This window comes from bacterium, from assembly GCA_035945995.1.
In the GTDB taxonomy this organism is placed as follows: Bacteria; Sysuimicrobiota; Sysuimicrobiia; order Sysuimicrobiales; family Segetimicrobiaceae; genus DASSJF01.
Map to the genome: position 1 here is coordinate 1 of DASYZR010000061.1, position 23,552 is coordinate 23,552.

23 protein-coding genes and 1 tRNA gene are annotated in these 23,552 nt (G+C 68.3%); 1 reads left to right on the forward strand and 23 read right to left on the reverse strand.

All coding sequences use genetic code 11. From position 1 onward, the window contains the following. On the reverse strand, positions 1-536 hold a 536-nt coding region (locus VGZ23_05715), incomplete at its 3' end, for a Retron-type reverse transcriptase (protein HEV2357091.1). Between the two features lie 888 nt (positions 537-1,424). Here VGZ23_05715 and VGZ23_05720 point away from each other — a divergent pair. Continuing rightward, a complete protein-coding gene (locus VGZ23_05720; GenBank protein ID HEV2357092.1) occupies positions 1,425-2,678 on the forward strand; it encodes a recombinase family protein in 1,254 nt (417 codons plus the stop codon). Here VGZ23_05720 and VGZ23_05725 read toward each other — a convergent pair. The 22 genes from VGZ23_05725 to nuoL all read right to left on the reverse strand — a co-directional run bounded on the left by VGZ23_05725 (position 2,657) and on the right by nuoL (position 23,546). Then, a tRNA-Leu gene (locus VGZ23_05725) sits at positions 2,657-2,742 on the reverse strand. The two genes, VGZ23_05720 and VGZ23_05725, sit on opposite strands and share 22 nt — an antisense overlap. A 115-nt stretch (positions 2,743-2,857) precedes the next feature. Further along, on the reverse strand, positions 2,858-3,391 hold the full coding sequence (locus VGZ23_05730; GenBank protein HEV2357093.1) for a hypothetical protein: 534 nt from the start codon (positions 3,389-3,391) through the stop codon (positions 2,858-2,860). Then, positions 3,388-4,431 carry a nicotinate phosphoribosyltransferase gene (locus tag VGZ23_05735; GenBank protein HEV2357094.1) on the reverse strand — a complete coding sequence of 348 codons (1,044 nt, stop codon included), beginning with the start codon at positions 4,429-4,431 and terminating at the stop codon, positions 3,388-3,390. The genes VGZ23_05730 and VGZ23_05735 overlap by 4 nt, the downstream gene beginning before the upstream one ends. A gap of 8 nt (positions 4,432-4,439) precedes the next feature. Then, positions 4,440-4,670 (reverse strand): preprotein translocase subunit SecG, encoded by a 231-nt coding sequence (gene secG / locus VGZ23_05740; protein HEV2357095.1) that lies wholly within the window; start codon positions 4,668-4,670, stop codon positions 4,440-4,442. Positions 4,671-4,788: 118 nt separating this feature from the next. After that, on the reverse strand, positions 4,789-5,610 hold the full coding sequence (tpiA, locus tag VGZ23_05745) for a triose-phosphate isomerase (protein ID HEV2357096.1): 822 nt from the start codon (positions 5,608-5,610) through the stop codon (positions 4,789-4,791). Between the two features lies 1 nt (position 5,611). Then, complete coding sequence (locus tag VGZ23_05750; protein ID HEV2357097.1) at positions 5,612-6,793, reverse strand: phosphoglycerate kinase; 1,182 nt, start codon at positions 6,791-6,793, stop codon at positions 5,612-5,614. A gap of 19 nt (positions 6,794-6,812) precedes the next feature. Beyond that, positions 6,813-7,817 (reverse strand): type I glyceraldehyde-3-phosphate dehydrogenase, encoded by a 1,005-nt coding sequence (gene gap / locus VGZ23_05755; protein HEV2357098.1) that lies wholly within the window; start codon positions 7,815-7,817, stop codon positions 6,813-6,815. Positions 7,818-7,866: 49 nt separating this feature from the next. Further along, a complete protein-coding gene (locus VGZ23_05760; protein ID HEV2357099.1) occupies positions 7,867-8,235 on the reverse strand; it encodes a small basic family protein in 369 nt (122 codons plus the stop codon). A gap of 5 nt (positions 8,236-8,240) precedes the next feature. Then, on the reverse strand, positions 8,241-8,996 hold the full coding sequence (locus VGZ23_05765) for a DUF881 domain-containing protein (protein ID HEV2357100.1): 756 nt from the start codon (positions 8,994-8,996) through the stop codon (positions 8,241-8,243). Next, positions 8,993-9,865 carry a Clp1/GlmU family protein gene (locus tag VGZ23_05770; GenBank protein HEV2357101.1) on the reverse strand — a complete coding sequence of 291 codons (873 nt, stop codon included), beginning with the start codon at positions 9,863-9,865 and terminating at the stop codon, positions 8,993-8,995. Before VGZ23_05770 ends, VGZ23_05765 begins: the two co-directional genes overlap by 4 nt. A gap of 53 nt (positions 9,866-9,918) precedes the next feature. Beyond that, the gene (locus VGZ23_05775; protein HEV2357102.1) at positions 9,919-10,557 is read right to left on the reverse strand and encodes a V-type ATP synthase subunit D; all 639 of its coding nucleotides are present in this window, start codon (positions 10,555-10,557) and stop codon (positions 9,919-9,921) included. Between the two features lie 39 nt (positions 10,558-10,596). Then, entirely contained in the window at positions 10,597-12,012 is a 1,416-nt protein-coding gene (locus VGZ23_05780; GenBank protein HEV2357103.1) for a V-type ATP synthase subunit B, read from the reverse strand. Position 12,013: 1 nt separating this feature from the next. Continuing rightward, positions 12,014-13,816, reverse strand: a complete 1,803-nt coding sequence (locus tag VGZ23_05785) for a V-type ATP synthase subunit A (GenBank protein HEV2357104.1) — start codon at positions 13,814-13,816, stop codon at positions 12,014-12,016. A 72-nt stretch (positions 13,817-13,888) separates the two neighbouring features. Further along, positions 13,889-14,206, reverse strand: a complete 318-nt coding sequence (locus VGZ23_05790) for a V-type ATP synthase subunit F (GenBank protein HEV2357105.1) — start codon at positions 14,204-14,206, stop codon at positions 13,889-13,891. Continuing rightward, the gene (locus VGZ23_05795) at positions 14,199-15,224 is read right to left on the reverse strand and encodes a V-type ATPase subunit (GenBank protein HEV2357106.1); all 1,026 of its coding nucleotides are present in this window, start codon (positions 15,222-15,224) and stop codon (positions 14,199-14,201) included. Before VGZ23_05795 ends, VGZ23_05790 begins: the two co-directional genes overlap by 8 nt. Before the next feature lie 27 nt (positions 15,225-15,251). Continuing rightward, the gene (locus VGZ23_05800) at positions 15,252-15,836 is read right to left on the reverse strand and encodes a V-type ATP synthase subunit E (protein ID HEV2357107.1); all 585 of its coding nucleotides are present in this window, start codon (positions 15,834-15,836) and stop codon (positions 15,252-15,254) included. A gap of 21 nt (positions 15,837-15,857) precedes the next feature. After that, a complete protein-coding gene (locus VGZ23_05805) occupies positions 15,858-16,130 on the reverse strand; it encodes a V-type ATP synthase subunit K (GenBank protein HEV2357108.1) in 273 nt (90 codons plus the stop codon). 47 nt (positions 16,131-16,177) lie between these two features. Beyond that, positions 16,178-18,133: a hypothetical protein gene (locus VGZ23_05810; protein ID HEV2357109.1), complete on the reverse strand. Its 1,956-nt coding sequence runs from the start codon at positions 18,131-18,133 to the stop codon at positions 16,178-16,180. After that, positions 18,130-18,483: a V-type ATPase subunit subunit G family protein gene (locus tag VGZ23_05815; GenBank protein HEV2357110.1), complete on the reverse strand. Its 354-nt coding sequence runs from the start codon at positions 18,481-18,483 to the stop codon at positions 18,130-18,132. Before VGZ23_05815 ends, VGZ23_05810 begins: the two co-directional genes overlap by 4 nt. A gap of 194 nt (positions 18,484-18,677) precedes the next feature. After that, complete coding sequence (locus VGZ23_05820) at positions 18,678-20,132, reverse strand: NADH-quinone oxidoreductase subunit N (protein ID HEV2357111.1); 1,455 nt, start codon at positions 20,130-20,132, stop codon at positions 18,678-18,680. Positions 20,133-20,148: 16 nt separating this feature from the next. Then, the gene (locus VGZ23_05825) at positions 20,149-21,657 is read right to left on the reverse strand and encodes an NADH-quinone oxidoreductase subunit M (protein HEV2357112.1); all 1,509 of its coding nucleotides are present in this window, start codon (positions 21,655-21,657) and stop codon (positions 20,149-20,151) included. Continuing rightward, positions 21,654-23,546 carry an NADH-quinone oxidoreductase subunit L gene (gene nuoL / locus VGZ23_05830; GenBank protein HEV2357113.1) on the reverse strand — a complete coding sequence of 631 codons (1,893 nt, stop codon included), beginning with the start codon at positions 23,544-23,546 and terminating at the stop codon, positions 21,654-21,656. Before nuoL ends, VGZ23_05825 begins: the two co-directional genes overlap by 4 nt. Positions 23,547-23,552 lie beyond the last annotated feature (6 nt).

Consider the following 23,552-nt stretch of genomic DNA (forward strand, 5'->3'; position numbering starts at 1 on the left):
ACAACCTCTCGAGGTAAATTGGCGCGAGCCAATTGCTGCTCGACTGTGTGATGATAAACTTGGTTATAGTAGTCTGACACATCTGCAACCAGCACGTGTCGGACTTTGGATTCATTGGCCAGAGCTAGCAATCTTTGCCAAAAGGCCGCCCAGTTGAAGGCCGGATCGTAAAGTTGTCCGCCCACGAGAGGCCTTAGTCTGTAGCTAAAGACAATGTTCTCAGTCGTCTTGACTCTGGTGCGCTCGATCTGCCGGCCATACTGGTAGATGAGTGCCGTCAATACCAGGGAATCTATCGGATCGAGCTGCATTCCAACTCGATATCCGAGGCGATCCTTAGGGATAATTGCGCGCCGACTACTGGCGCTCCATTGATGAGCGCCAAGATCCGTTGCCTCAATGAATTTCCCTGCCATAGGCCAAGTCGAATACAGAGCTTCAATCTCGAAGGGTCGCGGAAATAGATCGGTGTCGCTCCACTTGCGGAGGTGGGCGATCGCCGAATTCAGAGCTCGTGTCTTGAGCCGCTCCGCCATCACATTGTCACAGTAGGTGCCGGGCGAAATCCTGTTAGGGATTTCGCAACCACGAAATTAGGTCCTCGAACTCATCGCGCGCGGGAGCAGTACCCATCGCCGTAGCGGCGATGGCACGCGTGACCAAGTCTGCTACCCGTTCAGAGTCTGCCAATAGAAAGGGCTCTTCCAATCCCGTCTCATTGATTACTGATTCAACAGCACGCCCGAAGGGCGCAACCACCCACCGGGGAGAGCGACAACCTCTTTCCATGGCTGAAATCGCCCAGCTGGTGTCAACTCCATTCTCCAACTGCAAGGCAACGTCCAGCCAATCGATGCCCCCGTTGGGGAGTAGTTCGTGTGGGGCTAATCTCGCGACCGCTCTTACAATCCATGCGAGATAATTGTGGATCCCGATTGACAAGAAGTCCAAGAAGTTCTCGTAAACGTCATCCCAGCTTACTGGCTGTGGCAAACCTCTGAGCCACTGTTCCAATGGTGGCTGACGCGTAGATCTCCTCGTATACGGCAGGCTCGTGAAGATGTCTTCCGGCCGTACGCTCGCTACAGTTCGGACAGACAGCGGGCAACCTCGATCGAGGATCAAGTGAGCCTCTGTCGGCAGGCAGCTCTCCGTCTCGACTATGCCCTCGCCGAAGATCACCTGTACACGGACCAAGAGATCTCTGGGGCCGTGGAACAGCGCCCGGGCTATATGCGGCTCATTGAGGCCGCCAAGAGCCGCCGGTTCGGGGCAATCCTCGTGGAGTCCCAGGACCGTCTGTGGCGCGATCAAGGCGAGATGCATCACGCTCTGAACCGCCTGCGGTTCTGGGGTATCCGGGTAATCGCGGTCAGCACGGGTGCAGACCTCACTGACCGCACTGGACGTCTCTGGCGTCCGTCATGGGCTGGAAGGACGAAGCGTTCCTTGAAGACCTGCGCGACAAGACGCGGCGCGGAATGGCAGGCCAGGTACGCCGCGGGCTCAGCGCCGGCGGACGCGCATACGGCTACCGTAGCGAGCCGATGTACAGCGACCAGCACCAGATCGTCGGATACAAACGTGTCGTAGACTCTCAGGAAGCCGCGGTCGTGAGGCGGATCTTCGAACTGTACGACTCGGGCTACTCACCGAAGACGATTGTCCACATGCTTAACGAGGAACGCGTTGCACCACCCCGCCCTTCTCGAGGCCGCCGGCTGATGGGATGGACTTGGACGACTATCAACGGATCGCCCAGGAAAGCTATCGGCATCCTCAACAATCCGCTCTACGTTGGCAAACTGGCGTGGAACCGAAGTCAGAAAGTACGTGACCCTGATACGGGCAAACGGATGATGCGCCTACGCCCTGAGGGCGAATGGCAGTGGACCTCGGTGCCGGAGCTTCGGATCATCCCGCAGGACCTGTGGGATCGGGTGCAGGCTCGTCGCCAAGGGCGGCGCCAAGCGGCCGGCCTCACGCCAGGCGCAAAGCCAAAGTACCTGTTCAGTGGCCTTCTGGTGTGCGGCGAGTGCGGCAGCCACTACACGATCAAGGATCGCGGTTACTATGCGTGCAGCGCCAACGTGAACCGCGGTTCGGCTGTGTGCCGGAATACGAAGCTGGCCCGGCGCGATCGGGTCGAGGAGATCCTGATTGACTGCATCTACAAAGAACTGTTCTCTCCAGAGACAGTAGCCTATCTCACTCGCCAGGTCGATGAGGCCTTGGCCCGTCTATCCATCAACCCGGATGAGCAGCGCCGCCGGATCGAGGCGGACCTTCGGCAGGCAAGGACAGAGCTGGAGAACGTCCTGACGGCCATCCGCCAGGGACTGACGACTCCAGCGACACGGGGGCTGCTGTTCGAATGCGAGGAGCGCGTTGCCGGCCTTGAAGCAAGCCTCAGGGACCTGCCCACAAAGCCGCCGCGGCTGGTTTCTCCGCCGTCAGCAGTCGAGAGCTACCTGCGTCAGCTCCGGGAGACGATGGGCACGGACGCGGAACGCGCGCGGAGACTCCTGGCAAAGCTGATCGGACCGGTCACGCTTCGGCGCGACGGAACGCATCTCGTGGCAGAGGTTCAAGGGAATCTGGAAGCGCTGTTGGGATTGGATGACCCTGCTACGGCGAGTCTCTATGGGGGTAATCATGGTGCCGGGAGGGGGATTTGAACCCCCACGGGTTGCCCCACACGCCCCTCAAACGTGCGCGTCTGCCAGATTCCGCCATCCCGGCACGACCATCATGCCCTGCACCGGCAGCAGGCAGGGCGTAAAATGCTTCCTCATTATAGGAACCCCAAAATAGGGTGTCAATCAAATGGATGCGCGCGGACCGCGGGCCGGATCCGCTAATGGCCGACGGTTGGAATCGGCCCTGTGTTCGGCGCAGTCGGAGCGGCGGGCAGGGGCGGCACGACGTTCACGTTCTGTGACGGGTCGAGCGACCGCACGACGTATAATCCCGGCCCGATCTGATAGACCTGGATCGTGCCGCTATACGGCACGATGAGCAGATACGATCCGACCTGCAGAAGATGGATCGTTGTCGGAAGGCCGGGACCGCCGGGCGATACGGACGATACGGACGACGATAAAGGATACACGGATACGCCCGGGCCGTTCACAAGGAACGTCGGCGATCCGGACGGTGCCGATGCCGGCACGCACGCCGCTCCGCCCGTGGCGGCCGGCGGCGGGGCGGCGGACGATCGCACGACCGGAGTGCCGGCCGCCGATACCCCGACGGTAAAGACCGTGAGGCTCGACGTTGCGGCCGGCACGCAGCCGGACGGCGCGGAGGCGGAAGCGGCACCGGACCACACGGCGACTGCGGCGACCAGGGCCGCCCAACCCAGACTGACGCGCCGAAACCGTTTCGTCATCGTTCGCGCAGCCGCGGCGAGGACGTCCGGCCGGGAACGCGTCCCCGCTTGGCCATCGGCTTTCCGTTGATTTCGCGCAGGTCCATGGTCATGTCGATCGGCGGCGCCGAACTGACGTAACTTCCCACGCCGAATGCATCGGCTCCTGCGTCCGAAAGCTCCGCGACCCGCTCCGGCGTGAGCCCGCCGGAGACGAAGATGCGGACGCCGGGGTGCCCCGCGAGATCCAGCCGCGCCCGGACCTCGCGCACGAGGTCCGGCGTCACGCTGCCCCGCTCTTTCGGCGTGTCAAGCCGGACGGCGGCGAGATGACCCCCCATCGCCTGGGCGACGCGCAGCGCTTCCACCGCCTCGTCGGCAAACGTATCCACGAGGACGAGACGCGGGGCTCCGGCCGGCATCTGCTCGTGGTAGGCGGCCGCGGCGCGAAGGGTATCGCCGACAATCAGGATAAACGCGTGGGGCATCGTCCCGACCGGCTCCTGCCCGGCCAGCTTCGCACCGAGCACGCACGCGGCGCCCCGCATCCCGCCCGCGATCGCAGCCTGCTCGAGCACCGGCGCGACGGCGGGGTGGACGTGGCGCGCGCCAAACGAATACACCGGCTTCTCCCCGGCGCTCTGCACGATGCGGCGCGCCGCCGCGGCCCACCCGCTCGGCTGGGCCAGCATGCCGAGGATCACCGTCTCGTACATCCCGAAACGGGCGTACGGGCCTTCGATCCGCATGACGACCTCACGCCCGGCGAACGGCTCGCCCTCGGCGAGGGATTCGATCCGGACACCGGCGTCGCGCAGCAGGTATCGGACCTCGTCCACGCCCACCAACAGGCCGTCCCGTGCCGCGAAGATCTCGGCGACGACCGGCGTGTCGGCGAGTCCCAGCGAACGAAGGATCTCGAGCGTGCGGATGAAGTAGACGTCGGTCGTGGCGCCCGACAGAATCTCCGCGTGCGTCGCGCTGTGGAGGCGGGCGCGGCGGTCGGCGGTCAGGCGCTCGACGTCTTCGTTTGAGGCGAGCGGCCGGGGGGCGTCGGCCACGGCAGCCGCTACCGGCCGAAGTGGACGAGCACCAGATAGAACGACGTCAGACCGAAGACGATCGCCAGCACCGACGTGATGCGCAGGAACATCGTCTCCCGCGGTCGGGGTCCGTGGAACAGCCGCGCTCCCCCGCCGCCGATCGCGCCGAGGCCTTCGCCCTTCGGGCCCTGCAGCACGATCACGCCGACGACCGCGGCCGCGGCGATCAGATGAATGATCAAAACGGCTGTACTCACCGTGCCACCTCCACCGATGCGGCCCGCGGCCTCCTCACTCGAGGCCGTCTGGGCGCCCCCTCAGGGTAGCACAGCCCGGAGCGGCTGTCCAAGCGGAACGGCCCGCCGGCCGCGGCCCTCACGGCGCATCGACGCGGCGGGATGCTCCGCGGGCGCGATCGGCGGTGGCCGCGACGATCGCGGCAAACGCGCCGGCGTCGAGACTGGCGCCGCCGACGAGCGCGCCGTCGACGTCGGGCTGCCCGAGGAACTCGCGGATGTTGTCCGGCTTGACGCTGCCGCCGTAGAGCACCCGCACGGCCTCGCCCGCCGCCCCGCCGCGGTGCGATCCCACCGCCCGGCGAATCAGCGCCGCGACCCGATTGGCTTCGTCCCCGGTGGCGGTGCGGCCCGTGCCGATCGCCCACACCGGTTCGTAGGCGACGACCAGCGGCACGTCCGTCCGCTCACCGATCCCGCTGATCGCCGCTTCGACCTGACGGGTCACGAGCAGATCCGCCTGACCGGCCTCCCGCTCCGCCAGCCGCTCGCCGACGCAGATGATCGGCAGGAGCCCGTGTGAGATCGCCGCGCGCACCTTGCGGCCGAGCGCCTCATCGGTCTCCCCGAAATACTGGCGGCGCTCGGAGTGACCGAGAATGACACACCGGCACCCGACGTCGAGCAGCATCGGCGCGCTGATCTCGCCCGTGTACGCGCCCTGCGGCTCCTCGTGCATCGTCTGGGCCCCCAGCAGCAGGGGCGTGCCGGCCAGAACACGGCCGACCACATCGAGCGCGGTCGTGGGCGGGCAAATCACCACATCGACCCCGCGCATCTCGGCGACGGCCCGGACGACTTCGCGCGCCAGGCGCTCCGCCGGTTCCCGGGTCATGTTCATCTTCCAGTTGGCGGCGACGAGCGGGACGCGCCGGCCGCGGGCGCCGAGCGGAGACGCCATCCTACGCGTCCTGCAGGGCCGCCACGCCGGGCAGGACCTTGCCTTCCATGAATTCCAACGTCGCCCCCCCGCCGGTGCTGATGTGACTGATCTTGTCGGCGTACCCGAACTGTTCGACCGCCGCCGCGGTATCGCCGCCCCCGACGACCGACTCGGCGCACGACTCGGCGACCGCCTTGGCGATGGCGCGCGTGCCGCCGGCGAAGTCCGGGATTTCGAAAACGCCCATCGGGCCGTTCCACAGGATCGTGGCCGCGCCGGCGATCGGCGCGCCCATCGCGGCGACCGTCCGCGGGCCGATGTCCACCCCGATCCACCCCTCCGGCACCGCGCGGGCGTCGACGACGCGCGGCGCGGCCCCCGCCTCAAGCTTCTGGGCGGCCAGAACGTCAACCGGCAGCACCATCGTGACCCCCCGCTCCTCCGCCTCTCGAAGCAGATCGCGGGCCAGGCCGAGCTTCTCGGCTTCGAGCAGTGACGCGCCGATCTCGGCCCCCGTGGCCTTGAGAAACGTGTAGCACATCGCCCCGCCGATCAGCATCGTCGACGCGAGCCGCAGCAGGTTCCGGATCACGTCGATCTTGTCCTCGACCTTCTTGCCCCCGAGAATGACGACCAGAGGACGGGCCGGCCGGTCGAGGACCTTGCCGAGGGAGACAAGCTCGCGCTCCATCAAGAGGCCCGCGACCGCGGGCAGATAGTGCGTGATGCCCACGGTGCTGGCGTGCGCGCGGTGGGCGGTGCCGAACGCGTCGTTGACGTAGACGTCCGCCAGCCGGGCCAGCGCGTGCGCGAACGCGGGATCATTCGCCTCCTCGTCGCGGTGAAACCGCAGATTCTCGAGGACAACCACGTCGCCGGGGCGCATCGCGAACACCTGATCTTCCACCACCGGGCCGACGCAGTCGTCCACCTTCTTGACCTGCCGGTGCAGGAGCTCGCCGAGCCGCGCCGCGATGGGATCCATCCGCAGGTCGCCGTCCGGACCTTTCGGCCGGCCGAGATGCGAGGCCAGGATGACCATCGCACCGTGATCGAGCAGATACCGGATCGTCGGCAGGGCCGCCTGGATACGCTGGTCGTCCATGATGCGGCCGTGATCCAGGGGCACGTTGAAGTCGACGCGCATAAAGACGCGCTTGTCCCGGACGTCGACGTCTCGCACCGTCTTCTTGGTTGTCACCGGACCGGGCGCGGGCGCATCAGACTCCGCGCGAGACCATGTAGGCCACGAGATCGGCGGTCCGGCACGAGTAGCCCCACTCGTTGTCGTACCAGGAGAGGACTTTGACCATGTTCCCGGCGACCATCGTCGACAGCCCGTCCACGATGCCGCTGCGTGGGTCGCCCTTGAAGTCGGTCGAGACGAGCGGCTCGTCGACGTAGCCGAGATATCCCTTGAGCTCCTCGGCCGCGGCCCGCTTGTATGCGGCGTTGATCTGGTCCGCGGTCGCCGGCTTCTCCAGCGACACCGTCAGGTCGACGACGGACACGGTGGGGGTCGGCACGCGAAGCGAGAGGCCGTTGAGCTTGCCCTTGAGCTCGGGCAGGATGAGAAAGATCGCCTTCGCCGCGCCGGTCGTCGTGGGAATGATGTTCAGGGCGGCGGCGCGGGCTCGTCGCAGATCTTTGTGCACCACGTCGAGGATGACCTGGTCGTTGGTGTACGAGTGGACGGTGTTCATGAACCCCGCGACGATGCCGAAGCTCCGACTCAAGACCACGGCGGTCACCGACAGGCAGTTGGTCGTGCAGGAGCCGTTGCTGATCACGTGATGCTTGGCCGGATCGTAGGCGGTGTGGTTGACGCCCATGTTCACCGTGAGATCCTCGCCCGTCGCCGGCGCGCTGATGACCACCCGTCGGGCGCCGCCTTGGAGGTGGCCCGCGGCCTTCGCCGCGTCCGTGAACCGGCCGGTGGACTCGATCACGATGTCGACGCCGTGCTGCTTCCAGGGGAGCTTCGCGGGATCGCGTTCGGAGAGCACGCTGATCGCCCGGCCGTCGACGACCAGCGTCCCATCCCGCGCCTCCACCGAGCCCGGGTACCGCCCGTACGTACTGTCGTACTTGAACAGATGCGCGTTGGTGCGCACGTCGGTCAGGTCGTTGACCGCGACCACCTCGAGGTCCTGATGGCGCTCGAGAATCGTCCGCAGCACCTGCCGCCCGATCCGGCCGAACCCGTTGATCCCTATCCGTGCCATCGGCCCGCCTCCCCGTTGCACGTCGGCTCTGTTTTCCCCTCGATTGACCCTACCCGGCCTCTTCCGCCTCCGGCGGCCGGCCCCGCCACACCAGGCCGAGCAGATCGCGGCGGATGAAGCCGACGTTGTTGAAGATCCGAATGCTGAACGCGATCACGGCGCCCAAATAAATGTCGAGCCCGAGCAGGTCGCCGAGCGCCGTCAGCGCCGCCGCGAACACGGTGTTCACCACGAACCCCGAGAGAAACACCCAGAGGTCAAACCGCCGCTCGAACTGCGCGCGCATCCCGCCGAGGATGGTGTCCACCGACGCGAGGATCGCGATCGCGCTGTACTTGACGTAGCCGAGCGGGACTTGGACGGTCACCATCAGGCCGAGCGCCAGGCCGGCCAGGAGCCCCAAGATCGGCAGCCACACCGCGCCTACCCCCCCTCGCCGGCCGGCTTCGCGAACCGGTGGACGAAGCCCCCGCTGTAGGCCGGCACCAGCAGATCGGTCCCCACCGTGACCGTCACCGGAAAGTCGAAGGCCCGCAGCTGGGCGAGCACCCCCCCGCGCACCTGGGCCGCGCCCATCAAGGCCGCGGGGTCGCCGATCGCGACGACCCGGTACGGCGGCGCCATGCGCCGCGTGTTGCAGAGAATCGTCGTGCCGACGCACGACAGACCGGTGGTGCTCATGATCCGTTCGTCGTTGACCGCAATCGCCTCGGCGCCGGCGGCCCACAGCGCATTGACCACGTCCCGGACGTCGGAGTAATGCACGAGGACCAGATTCGGATCTTCCCCGGGCCGGAGCGGACGTCTGCTGTCGGTAACGGTGATCACCACTCCCGGCCCCCGGACCGGGGTCAGCCCGGCGGCGGTCCGAAGCGTGGCCAGGTCCTCGGCCAAGGCCGCCGTTACGCGGCGGTCCGCCGCGGCGCGCTGCTCCTGCCCGGCGATCTCGCCGCGGAGCTGGCCGATCTCCTGGCGCATCGCCGCCTGACGCTCGTCCTCCGCGCGATACCGGTACGCCACCTCGCCGAGGCGCCCCGAACTGACCTGCAGCCCCGTTTCGATGGACTGCTCCGTGCGGGATTGCACGGCAAACACGAACCCGACCGCCACGGCGACCGCCGTCAGCGCGATCTGCCACCGGCGCAGGCCGGCGCGGGCCACGACATCCCAGAATCTCATGGGGACGCACCGGCCGTGTCCGACAGCCTGCCGTGCTCACGGCCGGCGGGGGTCACGCGCAGCACGCCCCACTGCACGGACGACACGGCGTCGCGCGAGACGTCAGGTGCGAGGACGGTCAACCGGTGCAGCTCCGGCTCGACGAGAAGGACGGTGCCCATCGCCCTCATGGTACCACGACGGCCGGCCAAACCAACCAGAAGGTGACGCAGCGCATCCGGCGGCACGTCGGCCGGCACCCGGGACGGCGCCACCGGCGTCCCCGCGTAGACCGGGGACCGCTCCGCGATGAGGCGGCGCAGATCGAGGACCATGGGCCGGGCGCGCTCAAAGTACTCGGCAAACTTCCGCTCGCGAAACGCGCGGCGCTCCGCCGCGGAGCGGGCGCGGACGGCGGTCTCGGGGTACAGGCGATGCACGGTGATTCGCGGCGACAGGCGGACCAGGATGGGTTCGACCTCGCGATCGCGCTGGATCGCCACCACATGACGGGGGGACAGGCGGCGGATCTTCCGGAGTTTGGCGGCGACCGCGGTCGTGCCCGCGACCCAGCCCGTCGTGTCGACCACCACGATCTGCGCCCCCTGCCGCCGGGCCCGCGCGGTCAACTCGCGTGTCCCGTCCACGACGTACCCGTACACCCGCTGCGGTGAGGTATCGCCGACGAAGTACAGGGCGCTCGGCGGGACGTCCGCCATGTGCCGCACCGGCCCCCGGACCACGCCGAGGCCCACCGTCGCAGGCGGACCGAGATCGGATTGCCCGATGTCCGCGTCGACGATCGCCGTCCGCAGCCCGGCGCGGACGGCGGCGCCGGCCAACGCCGTCGCGGTGGTCGTCTTGCCCACGTCCACCGCCCCGAGCATCATCACGACCCCGGGCGATGCGACGACGGCGCGCGCCGCCGCCGGCCATGTCTCGCTCAGTGCTTGGACGCGCCCTCCAACTTCTGCTTGATCCGCTTCAACCGAAACACGTCCTCCCGCGCACGTTGCTCGAGCACGTCGCGGATGTACCGGATTTCGCCCCGAATACGCGGGATCACCACTTGTTCGAGCGCGTTGACCCGCCGCGTGGTCTTCTTGATCTCTTCACCGATCTTGCGCAGGGTAATTTCGGTCCCGGCGACATCCAGCAGGGCGGCCACGACGTCTTCGAACCGGTCCGCGCTTTCGATCGTGCGCGCCGATACGGCGGCGGGGTCGGCGTTGCGCGCCAGCGGCGTCCGGTGAACGCCGTCCGCGACGATCGTGGGGATCCGCGTGCCCCACACGTTCTTGGTATCGATGCCCACCTCGAGCCGGCGCGGATCGCCGAGGGCCGCGGCCTCGAGCGTTTCGCGCCCTTCCACCGCTTTCGCCAGCCCCAGCAGCGTGTACGACTCCTCGGCGGACTTCGTCAGCTTCTCGCGGGCGGCGAGCGCCCGCCGCACGATGTTGAAAAAGTCGGCCACGAGCGCATCCCGCTTTTTCTTCAGGAGATCGACGCCCTGCTGCGCCAGTTTGACCTGGTTCTGGCGCTGCAGGAGATTCATCCGGGTTGGGCTGATCGTCTCAGCCATTGGAGCGTCCCCCTACGAACGTGATTGCCGTCTGACTCCCTACGGCGCTTCGCCGGGCCGGAAGATCTTCTCCACCTGCTCGCCGTAGTAGTACTTGTCCACGTGGTCCCGGCTGATCCGGGTCAGCGCGCTCTTGGGGAACACCGACAGCAGCTTCCAGCCGAGGGTCAGCGAGTCCTGAAGCGAGCGGTCGGCGTTGCCCTGGTTGATGAATTCCTTCTCGAAGGCATCCGCGAACTTGAGGTAGAGCCGGTCGTTCTCCGTGAGGGCCTCCTCGCCGATGATGGCGACAAGACGGCGGAGGTCGAGGCCCTGCGCGTACGCCGAGTAGAGCTGGTCGGCCACCTGCCGGTGATCCTCGCGCGTGCGCCCCTTGCCGATGCCGTTGTTCATCAGGCGCGACAGGCTCGGGAGCGGATTGATCGGCGGGTAGATGCCCTGCCGGTGCAGGGGCCGGTTGAGCACGAGCTGGCCCTCGGTGATGTAGCCCGTGAGGTCCGCGATCGGATGCGTGATATCGTCATCCGGCATCGTCAGGATCGGGAACTGTGTGATGGTGCCCTTCTTGCCCTTGATGCGGCCGGCGCGCTCGTAGATGCTCGCGAAATCGGTGTACATGTACCCCGGATATCCACGGCGGCCGGGGATTTCTTCGCGCGCCGAGCCGATTTCGCGAAGGGCCTCCGCATAGTTCGTCATGTCGGTGAGGATCACGAGCACCTGCATGTCCAGCTCGTACGCGAGATACTCGGCCACGGTGAGCGCGGTGCGCGGCGTCATGAGGCGTTCGATCGTCGGGTCGTCGGCGAGGTTCATGAACACGACGCTGCGGGCCAGCGCGCCCGTCGATTCGAACTCGTGGATGAAGAACGCGGCCTCCCGCTGCGTGATCCCCATCGCGCCGAACACGACGGAGAACTGCTCGGCCTCGCCGAGGACCTTCGACTGGCGGGCAATCTGCGCCGCGATCTCGTTGGCCGGCAGGCCGGCGCCCGAGAAAATCGGCAGCTTCTGGCCGCGGACGAGCGTGTTCATCACGTCGATCGTCGAAATGCCGGTCTGGATGAACTCGGCCGGCTTCTCCCGCGCCACCGGGTTGATCGGTGCGCCGAGGATCGGCAGCCGCTTTTCGGGGATGATCGGCGGCAGACCGTCGATCGGATCGCCGAGGCCGTTGAAGCGCCGGCCGATCATCTCGCGGCTGACGCCGATGCGCGCGACGTCTTCGCGCAGGCTCAACGAGGTCTTGGCGAGGTCCATCCCGCGGGTCTCTTCGAAGACCTGGATGACCGCGTTGCGCTCGGAGACCTCGATGACCTGTCCGCCGCGCACGCTGCCGTCCTGCACGTGGATCTCGACGATCGCGCCGTACGCGAGGTCGCGTGCCCCCTCCACGAACAGCAGGGGCCCCGAGATGTAGTTGATGCTGGTGTAGCGCTTGGTGGCCAGGTCCATGTCAGCTCCTCCGTCCTGCCCCGTCCCCGACTGCCCCGCCCGCGGGGGCCGCGGCGCCCTGGGCCTGTGCGAACGTCTGGTGGACGCCCTCGAGAAACTGCCTGAGCGTGTCGGGGAACTTCTCGTTCGGCACTTCCTTGAAGCGCGCGATCTGCTCGTTCTGTGGCAGGTTGAGGACCTCGTCGATCGTCATGCCCCGTTGGAGGCCTTCGAGCGATGCCTCGTAGAACGCCCGGATTCCCCGAATCATCCCGAACGCCTTCTCGAGCGAGCAGGACGCGTCCACGTCGCTAAACGCGCTCTGCTGCAGGTAGAACTCGCGGATCATGCGGCCGGCCTCGATCACCATACGCTCGGCGTCCTGCAGCGCGTCCGGCCCGACCAGCTGCACAACCTCCTGCAGGCCGGCTTCACGCGCGAGGATCGTGCTGAGCCACGTCCGCTGTTCGGCGAAGTCCTCCGCGACCTCCTTCGCATACCACGGCGCGAGCAATGCTTCGTACAGGCTGTACGAGCGGTTCCAGTTGATCGCCGGAAAGTGCCGGCGGTAGGCGAGCTGCGCGTCGAGCGACCAGAAAGTGCCGACGATGCGGAGCGTGCTCTGCGTGACGGGCTCGGACAGGTCGCCGCCGGGCGGCGAGACGGCGCCGACCACGGTGACGGCGCCCACGCGTTCGTCCTTGCCGAGGACGACGGCGCGGCCGGCCCGCTCGTAGAACGCGGAGAGGCGGCTGGCCAGGTACGGCGGGTAACCTTCCTCGGCCGGCATCTCCTCCAGGCGCGAAGAAATCTCGCGCAGTGCCTCGGCCCACCGGCTCGTGCTGTCGGCCATCAGCGCGACGCGGTAGCCCATGTCGCGGAAGTACTCGGCCATCGTGACCCCGGTGTAGATGCTGGCCTCGCGCGCGGCGACCGGCATGTTGGACGTGTTGGCCACGAGAATCGTGCGCTCCATCAAGGGACGGCCGTTGCGCGGGTCCTCGAGCTCGGGGAACTCGGTCAGCACGTCCGTCATCTCGTTGCCGCGCTCGCCGCAGCCCACGTAGACGATGATATCGGCATTGGACCACTTGGAGAGCGTCTGCTGCACCACCGTCTTGCCGCTCCCGAACGGGCCCGGGACCGAAGCGGTGCCGCCCATCGCCACCGGGAAGAGCACGTCGAGGATGCGCTGGCCGGTGATAAACAACTCCGTCGGATCCAGCTTGCGCGCGGCCGGCCGCGGCACGCGCACCGGCCACGTCTGCATCATCCGCAGCTCCGTACCGTTCGCCAGGCGCGCGACGACATCGGTGACCGTGAACTCCCCGTTCTTGATCTCGGCGATCTCGCCGGCCGGCGCGTCCGGCGGCACCATGATCCGGTGGGCGTAGGAGTATTCCTGGACCTCCCCGATCACGTCGCCCGGACCCACGTTGTCGCCGGCCTTGACGCTCGGCCGGAAGGCCCACTTCTTAGTCCGGTCGAGGGAGTCGACGATGACGCCGCGCGAGATGAAGTCGCCCTGGGCGTCGCGGATCTTGTCGAGCGGCCGCTGGATGCCGTCGTAGATGCTGCTCAGCATCCCCGGTCCGAGCTCGAGCGCGAGCGGGGCTTCCGTCGACTCGATCGGCTCGCCGACGTAGAGTCCCGAGGTGTCCTCGTAGACCTGGACGAACGCCGTGTCGTGGTCGAGCCGGATGATCTCGCCGATCAATTTTTCTTTGCCGACGCGCACGATATCGTACATCCGCGCGCCGGCCAGGCCCTGCGCGATGACCGCCGGACCTGAGATTCGTGTGATCTTGCCGGTTGGTGCCGTCATACGTTGTCCTCCGTTCGCGTCGGTCGGCCGCCGCGCGGGGAGTCGCGGGACGAACTCGTTAGATCCCGTCTCTCAGCGCAACTTGACCGCGAATCCGATGTGCTCCTTCACCAACCTGGAAATGTAGGCCTCGCCCGACTCGAGGTGCGCGCGCGCCGGGGGCAGCGGGACGACGAGCGGCAGGTCGCGGCCCCGCAGCAGCCGGCTGCGCGCCTCGTCGGTCCCCCGGAGGAGATCTTCGTTGACGGCCACCAGGCCGTACCCGGCCGCCGCGTAGTCCCGGATCAGCTCGAGCGCCTGCGCGGGCGTGCCGGCCTCGCGGACCTCCACGCCGGCCAGCCGGAATCCGGTGGCGGTCTCCGCGTCGGTGATCACCGCCACCTTATACATGCACGATCTCCTGCCGCGCGACGTCGGCCGGGAGCTCGAGCTGCCGGGCGTGCGCGATCACCCGAAGGTTGGCCACCTCGGCGGCCTTCTTCGTGAGGTACCCGATCACGACGTCCAGGCCGAGCTGATCGCCGAGCAGCATCTGCGCCGCCATCTTCTGAAATCCCCGGTCGATCAGGCGTTCCATCTCCAGCAGATTCTCCGTGCCCGACAGGTCGATCCCCAGCACCCTGGTGCCGGCCACGTCGGCGACGCTGGTCTGCGGGTCGGCGAGCGTGAGAAATCGATCCCGCGAGATCGCCCCGCCCAGGACGAAGAACCGCTCCCGCTCCTCGCGGGACAGCTCTTTGATCCGCCGGAGCTTGAGCGCCGTCTTCAGGTTCGTCACGGTGACCTCGGCGCTCAGAAACCGGCGGAAGCTCGCGTCGCCGTCGCCTTCCCCGTCGGCCACGCGGTACCCGTACTGGGCGTAGGCCCGGTCGAGCGCCAGCTCGATATCAAGCAGGCTACCGCTGCGCTGCGCGGCGTCCACGCCTTCGCGCAGCGCCCGCCCCAGGGGATGCATCCAGGTCTGCAGCGTGTCGGCGATGGCGCGCAGGTCGGGCTGCTGGAGCAGCTCCCGCAACCGGACCTCGCTGAGCGATCCCCCCGGATACAGCGTGGCGAGGATCTCATCGTCGCTCTTGCCGGTGTGCCGGCCCCGCACGATCGCGCGGATGTTCTGGAGATCGTAGCGCAGCAGCACGACCTCGATCTGACGGCGCTCCGCGCCGTCGGCGAAGCTCAGGATGCGGCGGCTGGCGTGGTAGAAATTTTGCGACAGCGCCTCATCGACGGCGCGCACGCCGGTGAACCGGCTCAGCGCCTCCTGCAGCTCCACGTTGTACGGGGTATCGCCGAGACCCTGGATGATCGCGCCGACGTCCGGCGCCGCCAGCAGCTCCTCGATGCGCGACGGGGGCAGCAGCTGTGATTTCATAACCTTGACCCGGGCGTTGATATACGAAAAATCACCCATCGCGTTCGCCGCGACCCCGCGCCGGGGTCACCGGTTCCACAGGATCTCCGCCACCCGGGAGACCATCTCGCGCCGCGCGCGGGCCAGGCGGCTCGCCAGCGTATTCTCGACCACAACGCGCCCGTCTGCGGCGGCCACCCGGACGCCGTCCGCCACGTCGGCGGCTTCGCGGACCTCGGCGTCCAATCCGAGTTCGCGGCTCGCGTCCCGCACCGCCTCCACGTCGCCGCGGGCCACCTCCACCGTGGCGCGGCCGCCGGCGACGCCGGCGGCCGCCTCCCGCAGCAGCGCGCGCAGCACCGCGCCGCGCCGGACGGGGTTCGCGGCGGCGGACCGGAGCTCGGCCTCGGCCTGTTCGAACACCCGCCGGATCGCCTCGTCTTTCGCGGCGAGAACCACGGCCGCGGCGCGCAGGCTCGCCGTGCTGGTCGCCCGGGCCCGGGCCTGGGCCCGCTCGCTGTCGACGCGCCGCCGCGCGGCCGCTTCGATCTCCTCGGCCTCGCGCGCGCCGGCGGCGACGACTTCGGCGGCCTTGGCCTCCGCCTCGCGGAGCGCCTGATCCGTCTCGACCCGCGCTTCCTGCTCGAGGAGCTGAATCAGTTCGGTTCCCACTCGGCTGCTCCGGCGCGCCGCTTAGATCTTGCCGTACAGGAAGAACGCGATGACGAACCCGAAAATGACGAGCGTCTCCGGGATTACGAGCAGGATCAGCATCGTGCCGAACATCTCCGGCCGCTCGGCGATGACGCCGGCCGCGGCGCCGCCGATGCGGGACTGCGCGAGGCCGGTCCCGACCGCGCCGAGACCGATCGCCAGGCCGGCGCCGACGCCCAACAGCCCGGCGCCCGTGCCGACGCCGGCCGCGGCGGCCGCCTGCTGGGCACCCGCGCCCAGAGCAAACAGCATCACGCCGGCGGCTGCAAGACCGAGGACCTGCCACACTTTACGAGACTTCACGCCCCACCCCCAGTGCGCTGAAATGGCCGGTATGGATGACCGGTGTCCTGGTAGTACTTGAATTTGGAGAAAAACTCGACCCAGTTGAGTCGCGCGGGCTGCAGGATGTGCCCGATGATCGTCAGCCCGAAGAACATCAGGTGCGCCACCGCGCCCACGAAGATGCCGAGGATCAGCACCGGCACGCGGCCGCCGATCGTGTTCGCCACCACGGCCAGGGCGAGCGAGGCCACGCCGACGGCGAAGATTCGGGCGTAGGAGATGATCGCCCCAAACGTGGAGATGGACTCCATGATCCACATCAGGCTGCCCAGGCTGAACGAAAGCAGGAGCGAGAGTAGAAACAGCACGGCGCTGCCCAGCATCACCGGGCTGAAGAACGACGCCGGCAGCACGTGCACCTGGGTCGCCAGCCACAGGAATACGGTCGTGCCGCCGGTCAGCATCGCGGCCGCCTCCAGAAACTCGGTGCGCTCCCGATGCCGCACCGCCTTCATCATCTCGAGAAAGAGGCCGAGGTAGACCTGCGCCAGACCGAAGCCGACCGACAGGTACAGGTAGGTGTTGATGCCCTCCAGACGGTCGAACAGCGGATGAAATCCCGGCACGAGCCGCTGCGGGAGATCGCCGAAGAACTCGCCGAACACCAGGCCGAACAGGAACGTGAACCCGGTCATCCAGCTGAGCAGCGCGACCACGCGCCGCATTACCATCGGCGTCAACGTAAAGCCGAAGTCCATGCCCGCCAGGATGACCCGCCACGCCTTCCCCGTCTTCGCTTTGCCGGCGAGCCAGAGGGTGATCGCGAGGAGGAGCAGCCCGTACCCGACGTCGCCGATGATGAGGCCGACCCACAGGGGCATCGCGATCGCGAAGAAAATCGTGGGATCGAACGTTCCGTACTTCGGCGGATCGAAGATCGCGAGGAAGAGCTCGAAGGGCTTGAGCCAGCCGGGATTGTCGAGCAGCACCGGCACGCTCTCCGCGTGATGCACCGGCGCCGGTTCGTCGTACACCATGACGTCGGCGCCGAACCGCCGGCGCAGCCCGTCCCGGACGGCCGCGACGCGCGCGGTCGGCACCCACGCGTACAGGATGAACGCGTAGCGCGACTGCGGCGTCTGCGCCATCAACTCGTAGCGGTGGACCGCGTCGCGCGCCACGACGGCGATGGCGGTCACCTCCGGCCGGTAGCGGCGGCTCATCTCCATCAGGTCGCCGCGGAGGGCCTCGATCTCCCCCGGCAGCAGCCTCGCCCGTTCTTGGAGCAGCGCCACCGCCTGCGCGAGCGGCATGCCCCGCACGCTCGCCGGCAGCCGCAGCTCGGTCGCCCCGGCGCGGGTGAGGACGGGCCGGACGGCGTCGCCGTCCCGGCGTGCGAAGGCCGCCACGACGGCGAGCCGGTGCGTGTCGAGCGGACGGCTGACGACCTCGACGCGCCCGTGCGTGGCGCTCTCGAGATCGGCGCGCAGCGCCTCGAGGGCGCCGGGCTTCGCTTCGAGCAGAAAGCCCGTCGCGTCCAGCGCGCGGCTGCCTTCGAGCGGCGCGAGCAGCGGGGCGAGCACTTCGATGGCGCGCCCGTACGCCTGCAGAATCTCCTGCTCTTCCTCCGCGTCGAGTAGCCGCCGGGTGAGGTCCTTGGCCCGGCCCTCCACCGCGTCGAGCCGGGTGCGCAGCGCCTCCGGCGGTTCCGCGGCGAACGGCTCGGTGGCGACCGGGGGGATCTCGAGCGGGGGCAGCAGGGCGAGGGTCGCCTCGGCGCGCGTGCGGACACCGTCGATCGCGTCGCGCGCCGCCTGGTCGCGCTCGCCGAGCGGCCGGGCCGCGATGCCCGGCTCGACGGGCCGCACGTGATCGATGTGCAGGGTGCCCAACGCCTGGACGGCGTCCACCACGTCGCCCTGCAGGCGGCGCGGGCCGAGCACCGTTACGCGGCTCATCGTGACGATCATGCGCGCTCCCCGAGGACCTCGCGCACCACGACCTCCACGGCTTGGGCCCGGTGCTCGTCGGCCTGGCGGCGGATCTCCGCGGCGGCGGCTTCGGCGTGATGCAGGACTTCTTTGGCGATGCGATCGGCGTCGCGCGCCGCTTCCGCGGCGGCGGCCGCGCTCAGGTCCCGGGCGCGGTCGCGGGCGCGTGACCGCATCTCCTCGGCCTTCCGCTGCGCGTGCTCGAGGCGCCGCGCCGCTTCCGCGTGTGCCTCGGCGACCTGGCGCTCGAGCTCCTGCTCCTTCTGCGCGATCTCGCGAAGCAGGGCTTCGCCCGTGGGGCGATCAGGGGTCTCGTGCTGAGGGCTCATCGCGCGTGCTCCTGTCTCGCACAAAAAAACACCGTCCGTAGACCGAGGTTGAGCCGTGCGCCGGCCCGCGGACGCGTGCCACTCACTGCGGCCAACATCGTAACAACCCCCCAAAAACGTGTCAAGGCTAACGTGTCGAGGCCGCCGCGCGGACGGACGCGCGGGCGCTCCACCGCCGCCTGGGTCGCCCCGGGTCAGAGCTTCAGCAACAGCGACGCCGCCTGCGCGAAGCGGACGAGGGCATCGGGGAAAAGCCCGGGCACGAGCGCTCCGGCCGTGGTGACGGCCAGGACCGCCCGCAGCAGGGGCGTATCGACCGGCGGCGCGGGGGCCTCCGGCGGACGGTCTTCGCCGGGAGTCTGCCACATCGCCCGGATCACGCCGACGTAGTAGTACAAGGACACCACGCTGTTCAGAATGCCGGCGATCGCCAGCCAGAGAAAGCCGGTCTGGATCGCCGCGGAGAAGAGAAAGACCTTGCCCCAGAACAGCGTCGTCGGCGGAATCCCCGTGAGCGCCAGCATGAACGTCCCCATCGCGCCGGCCGCGAACGGCGAGCGCCGGCTCAGGCCGGCGTAGTCCTGGATCGCATCCGACCCCGTGGCGCGTTCGACCGCGATCACGACGGTGAAGGCGCCCACGTTCGTAAACACGTAGGCGAGCAGGTAGTACAGCAGGGCGGAGACGCCGGATCCGAGCACGCCCGGCGCGGTCGACACCGCGACCACGCCGATCAGCATGTAGCCGGCGTGCGCGATCGCGCTGTACGCGAGCATCCGCTTGATGTTCGGCTGCGAGAGCGCGAGCAGGTTGCCGAGGCTCATCGAGAGCACGGAGAGGGCCGCGACGATGCCCACCCACGCCGGCTGCGGCAGCGCCACGTACAGCATCCGCACCAGCGCCGCGAACCCCGCGGCCTTGCTGGCCACGGACAGGAACGCCACGATCGGCGCGGGCGCCCCTTCGTACACGTCCGGCGTCCACTGGTGGAACGGCACGGCGGAGATCTTGAACCCGAACCCGGCGAGCACGAGGACCACGGCCACGACGAGGAACGCCGGCGGGGCGGTGCCGAGATGCGCCGCCAGCTGATAGATGTTCGTCGTCCCCGCGGCGCCGTAGAGGTAGGTGAATCCGTAGAGCATCACGGCCGAGGCCGCCGCGCCGTAAAAGAAGTACTTGAGGCCGGCCTCGCTGCCCTTGCGGTCGCCTTTGAGCGAGCCGGCGAGCACGTACGAGATCAACGAGACCCACTCGATCGCCAGGAAGAGCACGATGAGGTCCGCCGCCGCCGCCATCACGGCCAGGCCGAGGATGATGAACACGATCAGCACGTAGATGTCGCCCTCGTTCGCCGCCCGGCGGCCGCGGAAAAATTCCATCGTGGCCGCGGTGACGAGGATGCCGCTCGTGATCGCGATGATCTTGAAAAACGCCGCGAACGGATCGATCGCGTACGTGTCGTAGACGGCCAGATAGTGCTCCCCGCCGACCAGGGCCGCCGACGGGATCAGCGCCACGGCGAGTCCCCCGATCGCCGTCCAGCCGACGAGCCGCTGGTCCTCCGGCCCGACGATCAGATCGAGGACGAGGAGCCCGAGCGCCAGCGCCCCGAGGATCAGCTCCGGCAGCAGCGGTCTCAGATCCACGCGCGGCCTCCGCGTCTCATCGCACGAGGCTCAGGATGCCCGCCATGGCCGCGTTCAGGGTTCCGACGACCGGCGCCGGGTACAGACCGATCGCGATCATGAGGACGGCCAGCGGCGCGAGCGTCCAGGCTTCCCGGCGGTCGAGATCCGGCAGCCCGGCCCACCGCGCGTTGAACGGCCCCCAGAAGATCCGGTACATCGCCCACAGGAAGTACGCGACGGTGATCACCACCCCGACGAGCGCGAGCACGGTCAGCGTCGGGTAGATCTGGTACGCGCCGAGAAAGATCGAAAATTCCGCCACGAAGCCCATCAGGCCCGGCAGGCCGAGCGAGGCCAGCACCGCGAGCATGGTGACCCCCGTGTACACGGGCAGGCGCTCCCAGAGCCCTCCGAAGTCGTCCACGCCCCGGGTGTGGGCGCGATAGTCGTAGAGCACCCCCACGAGAAAGAAGAGCGCTCCGGTGATCACGCCGTGGGCGAGCATCTGCATCGTCGCCCCGTTGAGGGCGATCGTCGCCGCGTTCCGCAGGGCCGGCTGCCCCTGCGCCGCCGCGGCGGCCGCGACGCCCAGCATGACGTAGCCCATGTGGTTGACGCTCGAGTAGGCGATGAGCTTCTTGAGGTCCGTCTGCGCCATCGCGACGAGCGCGCCGTACACCGCCGCGATCGCCGCGAGCACCCCGACCAGGCCGGCGAGGACGTGGAACGCGTTCGGCAGCAGCGGCAGCACGATGCGCACGAACCCGTACGTCCCGAGCTTCAGGAGCACGGCGGCGAGCAGGACGCTGCCGGCGGTCGGCGCTTCGACGTGCGCGTCCGGAAGCCAGGTATGGAACGGGAACATCGGCACCTTGATCGCAAACCCCAGGAAGAACCCCCAGAACGCCAGGGTCGCGAGGTGCAGGTCGCCGGCGAGCGGCTTCTGCTGGAACAGCGTCACCATGTCGAACGTGCGCGGCGAGGAGTGGAAGTACACGATCAGGATCGACAGCAGCATCGCCAGCGAGCCGACCAGCGTATAGAGGAAGAACTTGATCGCCGCGTAGACCCGCCGCGGTCCGCCCCAGATGCCGATGATGAAGTACATCGGGATGAGGCTGACTTCCCAGAAGACGTAGAAGAGGAAGAAGTCCAGCGCGAGGAAGACGCCGAGCAGGCCGGTTTCAAGCAGGAGAAACAGGATCATGTACTCCTTCGGCCGCAGGTCCACCCGCCACGAGTAGATCACGCAGAGCACGGTGAGCAGCGTCGTCAGCAGGACGAGCGGCAGGCTGAGCCCGTCGACGGCCAGGTGATACGTGGCCCCCAGGCTCGGAATCCATCGGATCTGCTCGGTGAGTTGGAACGTGCCGGCGCGGCCGAAATCGAAGGCGCCCGCCGCCCAGACCGACGCGAGCAGGTCTGCGAGCGTGGCGGCGAGGGCCACGACCCGGATCGTGCGCACCTGCTCCCGCGGCACGGCGAGCAGCGCCGCCATCCCGGCCACGGGGATCCACAGCACGAGACTCAGCAGGCCGCTCACCAGACCAGCCTCACGACGACGATGACCACCACCCCGAGGAAGACCAGCAGCAGGTAGGTCTCCTCGCGCCCGGTTTGGACGTAGCGGAGCCCCAGCCCAACCTGCCGTGCCAGCCAGCCGGCGAGGTTGACCAGCCCGTCGACGACGTAGCGGTCGAAGAGGCCGGCGAGGCGCACGACCACGCCGCCCGCGCCGAGGAAGACCCAGCCGTAGAGGTCGTCCACGAAGTACCGGCGCACGAGCAGCGTGTACAGCCACGGCAGGGCGCGCCGGATGTCGTCCGACGGCACCCACCGCCAGGCGTAGATGGCCGCGGCGGCGAGCCAGCCCGCGACGGCGATCGCGATCGAGAGCAGCAGCAGCCCCAGGCCGGCCGGCGGGGGCTCCGCGCCGGGGAAGTGGATAAATCGCGCGAACGGATTGCCGAACGACTCGGCGCCCACCCAGCCGAGGAAGACCGCGAACACCGCGAGGATCGCGAGCGGCACCACCATCACCGGCGGGCTCTCGTGCGGCCTGTCCCCGGCCGGGGGCCCGGACGCGTGCTCCTGGCCGTGCCCCGCGGCGGCCCCGCCGCCGCGATACGTGCCGGCGAACGTGTACCAGACGAGGCGGCCCATGTACAGCGACGTGAGAAACGCCCCGGCCGCGCCGAGCAACCACAGCACGCGATCCTGCGCGAACGCCGCCGCCAGCACCTGATCTTTGCTGAAGAAGCCGGCAAACGGCGGAATGCCGGTCAGCGCGAGCGTGGCCGCGAGGAAGGTCCACGCCGTCCACGGCATCGCGCGGGCCAAGCCGCCCATCTGCTTGATGTTGTTCGTCGCGACCGCGTGGATCACGCTGCCCGCGCCGAGGAACAGGAGCGCCTTGAAGAACGCGTGGGTGATGAGGTGAAACATCCCGGCGGAGTAGCCGAGGACCCCGAGCCCGAGCATCATGTAGCCCAGCTGGCTCATCGTCGAGTAGGCCAGCACGCGCTTGATGTCGTCTTCGACCACACCCATCGTCGCCGCGAAGAGCGCGGTAATCCCGCCGACGTAAGCGACGACCGTGAGCGCGGTGTGGTTGGGCGACAGAAGGAACAACGGGTACGTGCGCGCCACGAGGTACACGCCGGCCGCCACCATCGTCGCCGCGTGGATGAGCGCGCTGACCGGGGTGGGGCCTTCCATCGCGTCCGGCAGCCAGACGTGCAGCGGCACCTGCGCCGACTTGCCGACCGCGCCGCCGAACACCAGAACCGCCGCGGCCGTGAGGAGCGGCCCCGTCAAGGCACCGCCCTGGATGCCGCGGAACACCTCGTCGAAGCGCAGCGACCCCGTGTGCAGGAAAATGATGAGGATCCCGATCATCATCGAGAAGTCGCCGACCCGGGTGGTGATGAACGCCTTCAGCGCCGCGCGCGCGGCCGCCGGGCGCTCGAACCAGAATCCGATCAGGAGGTACGAGCAGAGGCCGACGAGTTCCCACCCCGCGTAGATGAAGAGAAAGTTGTCGGCGAGGACGAGGAAGAGCATCGAGAACTGGAACAGCGACATGAAAGCGAAGAAGCGCGGGTAGTGCGGGTCGCCCGCCATGTAGCCGACCGAGTAGATCGTGATCAACGAGGCGACCACGCCGACCATCGCCAGCATGATCGCGCTCAGCGGGTCGACGACGAACCCGACCGTGATCGGCCGGCTGCCGAGCACGGCCCAGGTGTAGATGAGATCGGCGCGCGCGCCGCCCAGGACTTCGCCGAGCACCGCGAGTCCGCCGAGCCCCGCTAGGACGATGCCGGCGATGGAGACGTAGGCCCCCCGGCCCGGCAGGCGCGGCCCCGCGAGCATGATGAGCGCGAACGCCGCCAGCGGCAGGAGCGGGATGACCCACGCGATCTGCGTCACGGCACC

What these genes read in the sequence shown, in the direction of transcription:
- VGZ23_05790 (HEV2357105.1), bottom strand. Translation starts at nt 14,206, where the DNA reads ATGTATAAGGTGGCGGTGATCACCGACGCGGAGACCGCCACCGGATTC.
- VGZ23_05795 (HEV2357106.1), bottom strand. Translation starts at nt 15,224, where the DNA reads ATGGGTGATTTTTCGTATATCAACGCCCGGGTCAAGGTTATGAAATCA.
- VGZ23_05770 (HEV2357101.1), bottom strand. Translation starts at nt 9,865, where the DNA reads ATGATGCTCGGGGCGGTGGACGTGGGCAAGACGACCACCGCGACGGCG.
- tpiA (HEV2357096.1), bottom strand. Translation starts at nt 5,610, where the DNA reads ATGGCGTCTCCGCTCGGCGCCCGCGGCCGGCGCGTCCCGCTCGTCGCC.
- VGZ23_05775 (HEV2357102.1), bottom strand. Translation starts at nt 10,557, where the DNA reads ATGGCTGAGACGATCAGCCCAACCCGGATGAATCTCCTGCAGCGCCAG.
- VGZ23_05765 (HEV2357100.1), bottom strand. Translation starts at nt 8,996, where the DNA reads ATGAGATTCTGGGATGTCGTGGCCCGCGCCGGCCTGCGCCGGTGGCAG.
- VGZ23_05815 (HEV2357110.1), bottom strand. Translation starts at nt 18,483, where the DNA reads ATGAGCCCTCAGCACGAGACCCCTGATCGCCCCACGGGCGAAGCCCTG.
- VGZ23_05720 (HEV2357092.1), top strand. Translation starts at nt 1,425, where the DNA reads ATGGGCTGGAAGGACGAAGCGTTCCTTGAAGACCTGCGCGACAAGACG.
- gap (HEV2357098.1), bottom strand. Translation starts at nt 7,817, where the DNA reads ATGGCACGGATAGGGATCAACGGGTTCGGCCGGATCGGGCGGCAGGTG.
- VGZ23_05805 (HEV2357108.1), bottom strand. Translation starts at nt 16,130, where the DNA reads ATGCTGTTTGCTCTGGGCGCGGGTGCCCAGCAGGCGGCCGCCGCGGCC.
- VGZ23_05810 (HEV2357109.1), bottom strand. Translation starts at nt 18,133, where the DNA reads ATGATCGTCACGATGAGCCGCGTAACGGTGCTCGGCCCGCGCCGCCTG.
- VGZ23_05785 (HEV2357104.1), bottom strand. Translation starts at nt 13,816, where the DNA reads ATGACGGCACCAACCGGCAAGATCACACGAATCTCAGGTCCGGCGGTC.
- VGZ23_05730 (HEV2357093.1), bottom strand. Translation starts at nt 3,391, where the DNA reads ATGACGAAACGGTTTCGGCGCGTCAGTCTGGGTTGGGCGGCCCTGGTC.
- VGZ23_05780 (HEV2357103.1), bottom strand. Translation starts at nt 12,012, where the DNA reads ATGGACCTGGCCACCAAGCGCTACACCAGCATCAACTACATCTCGGGG.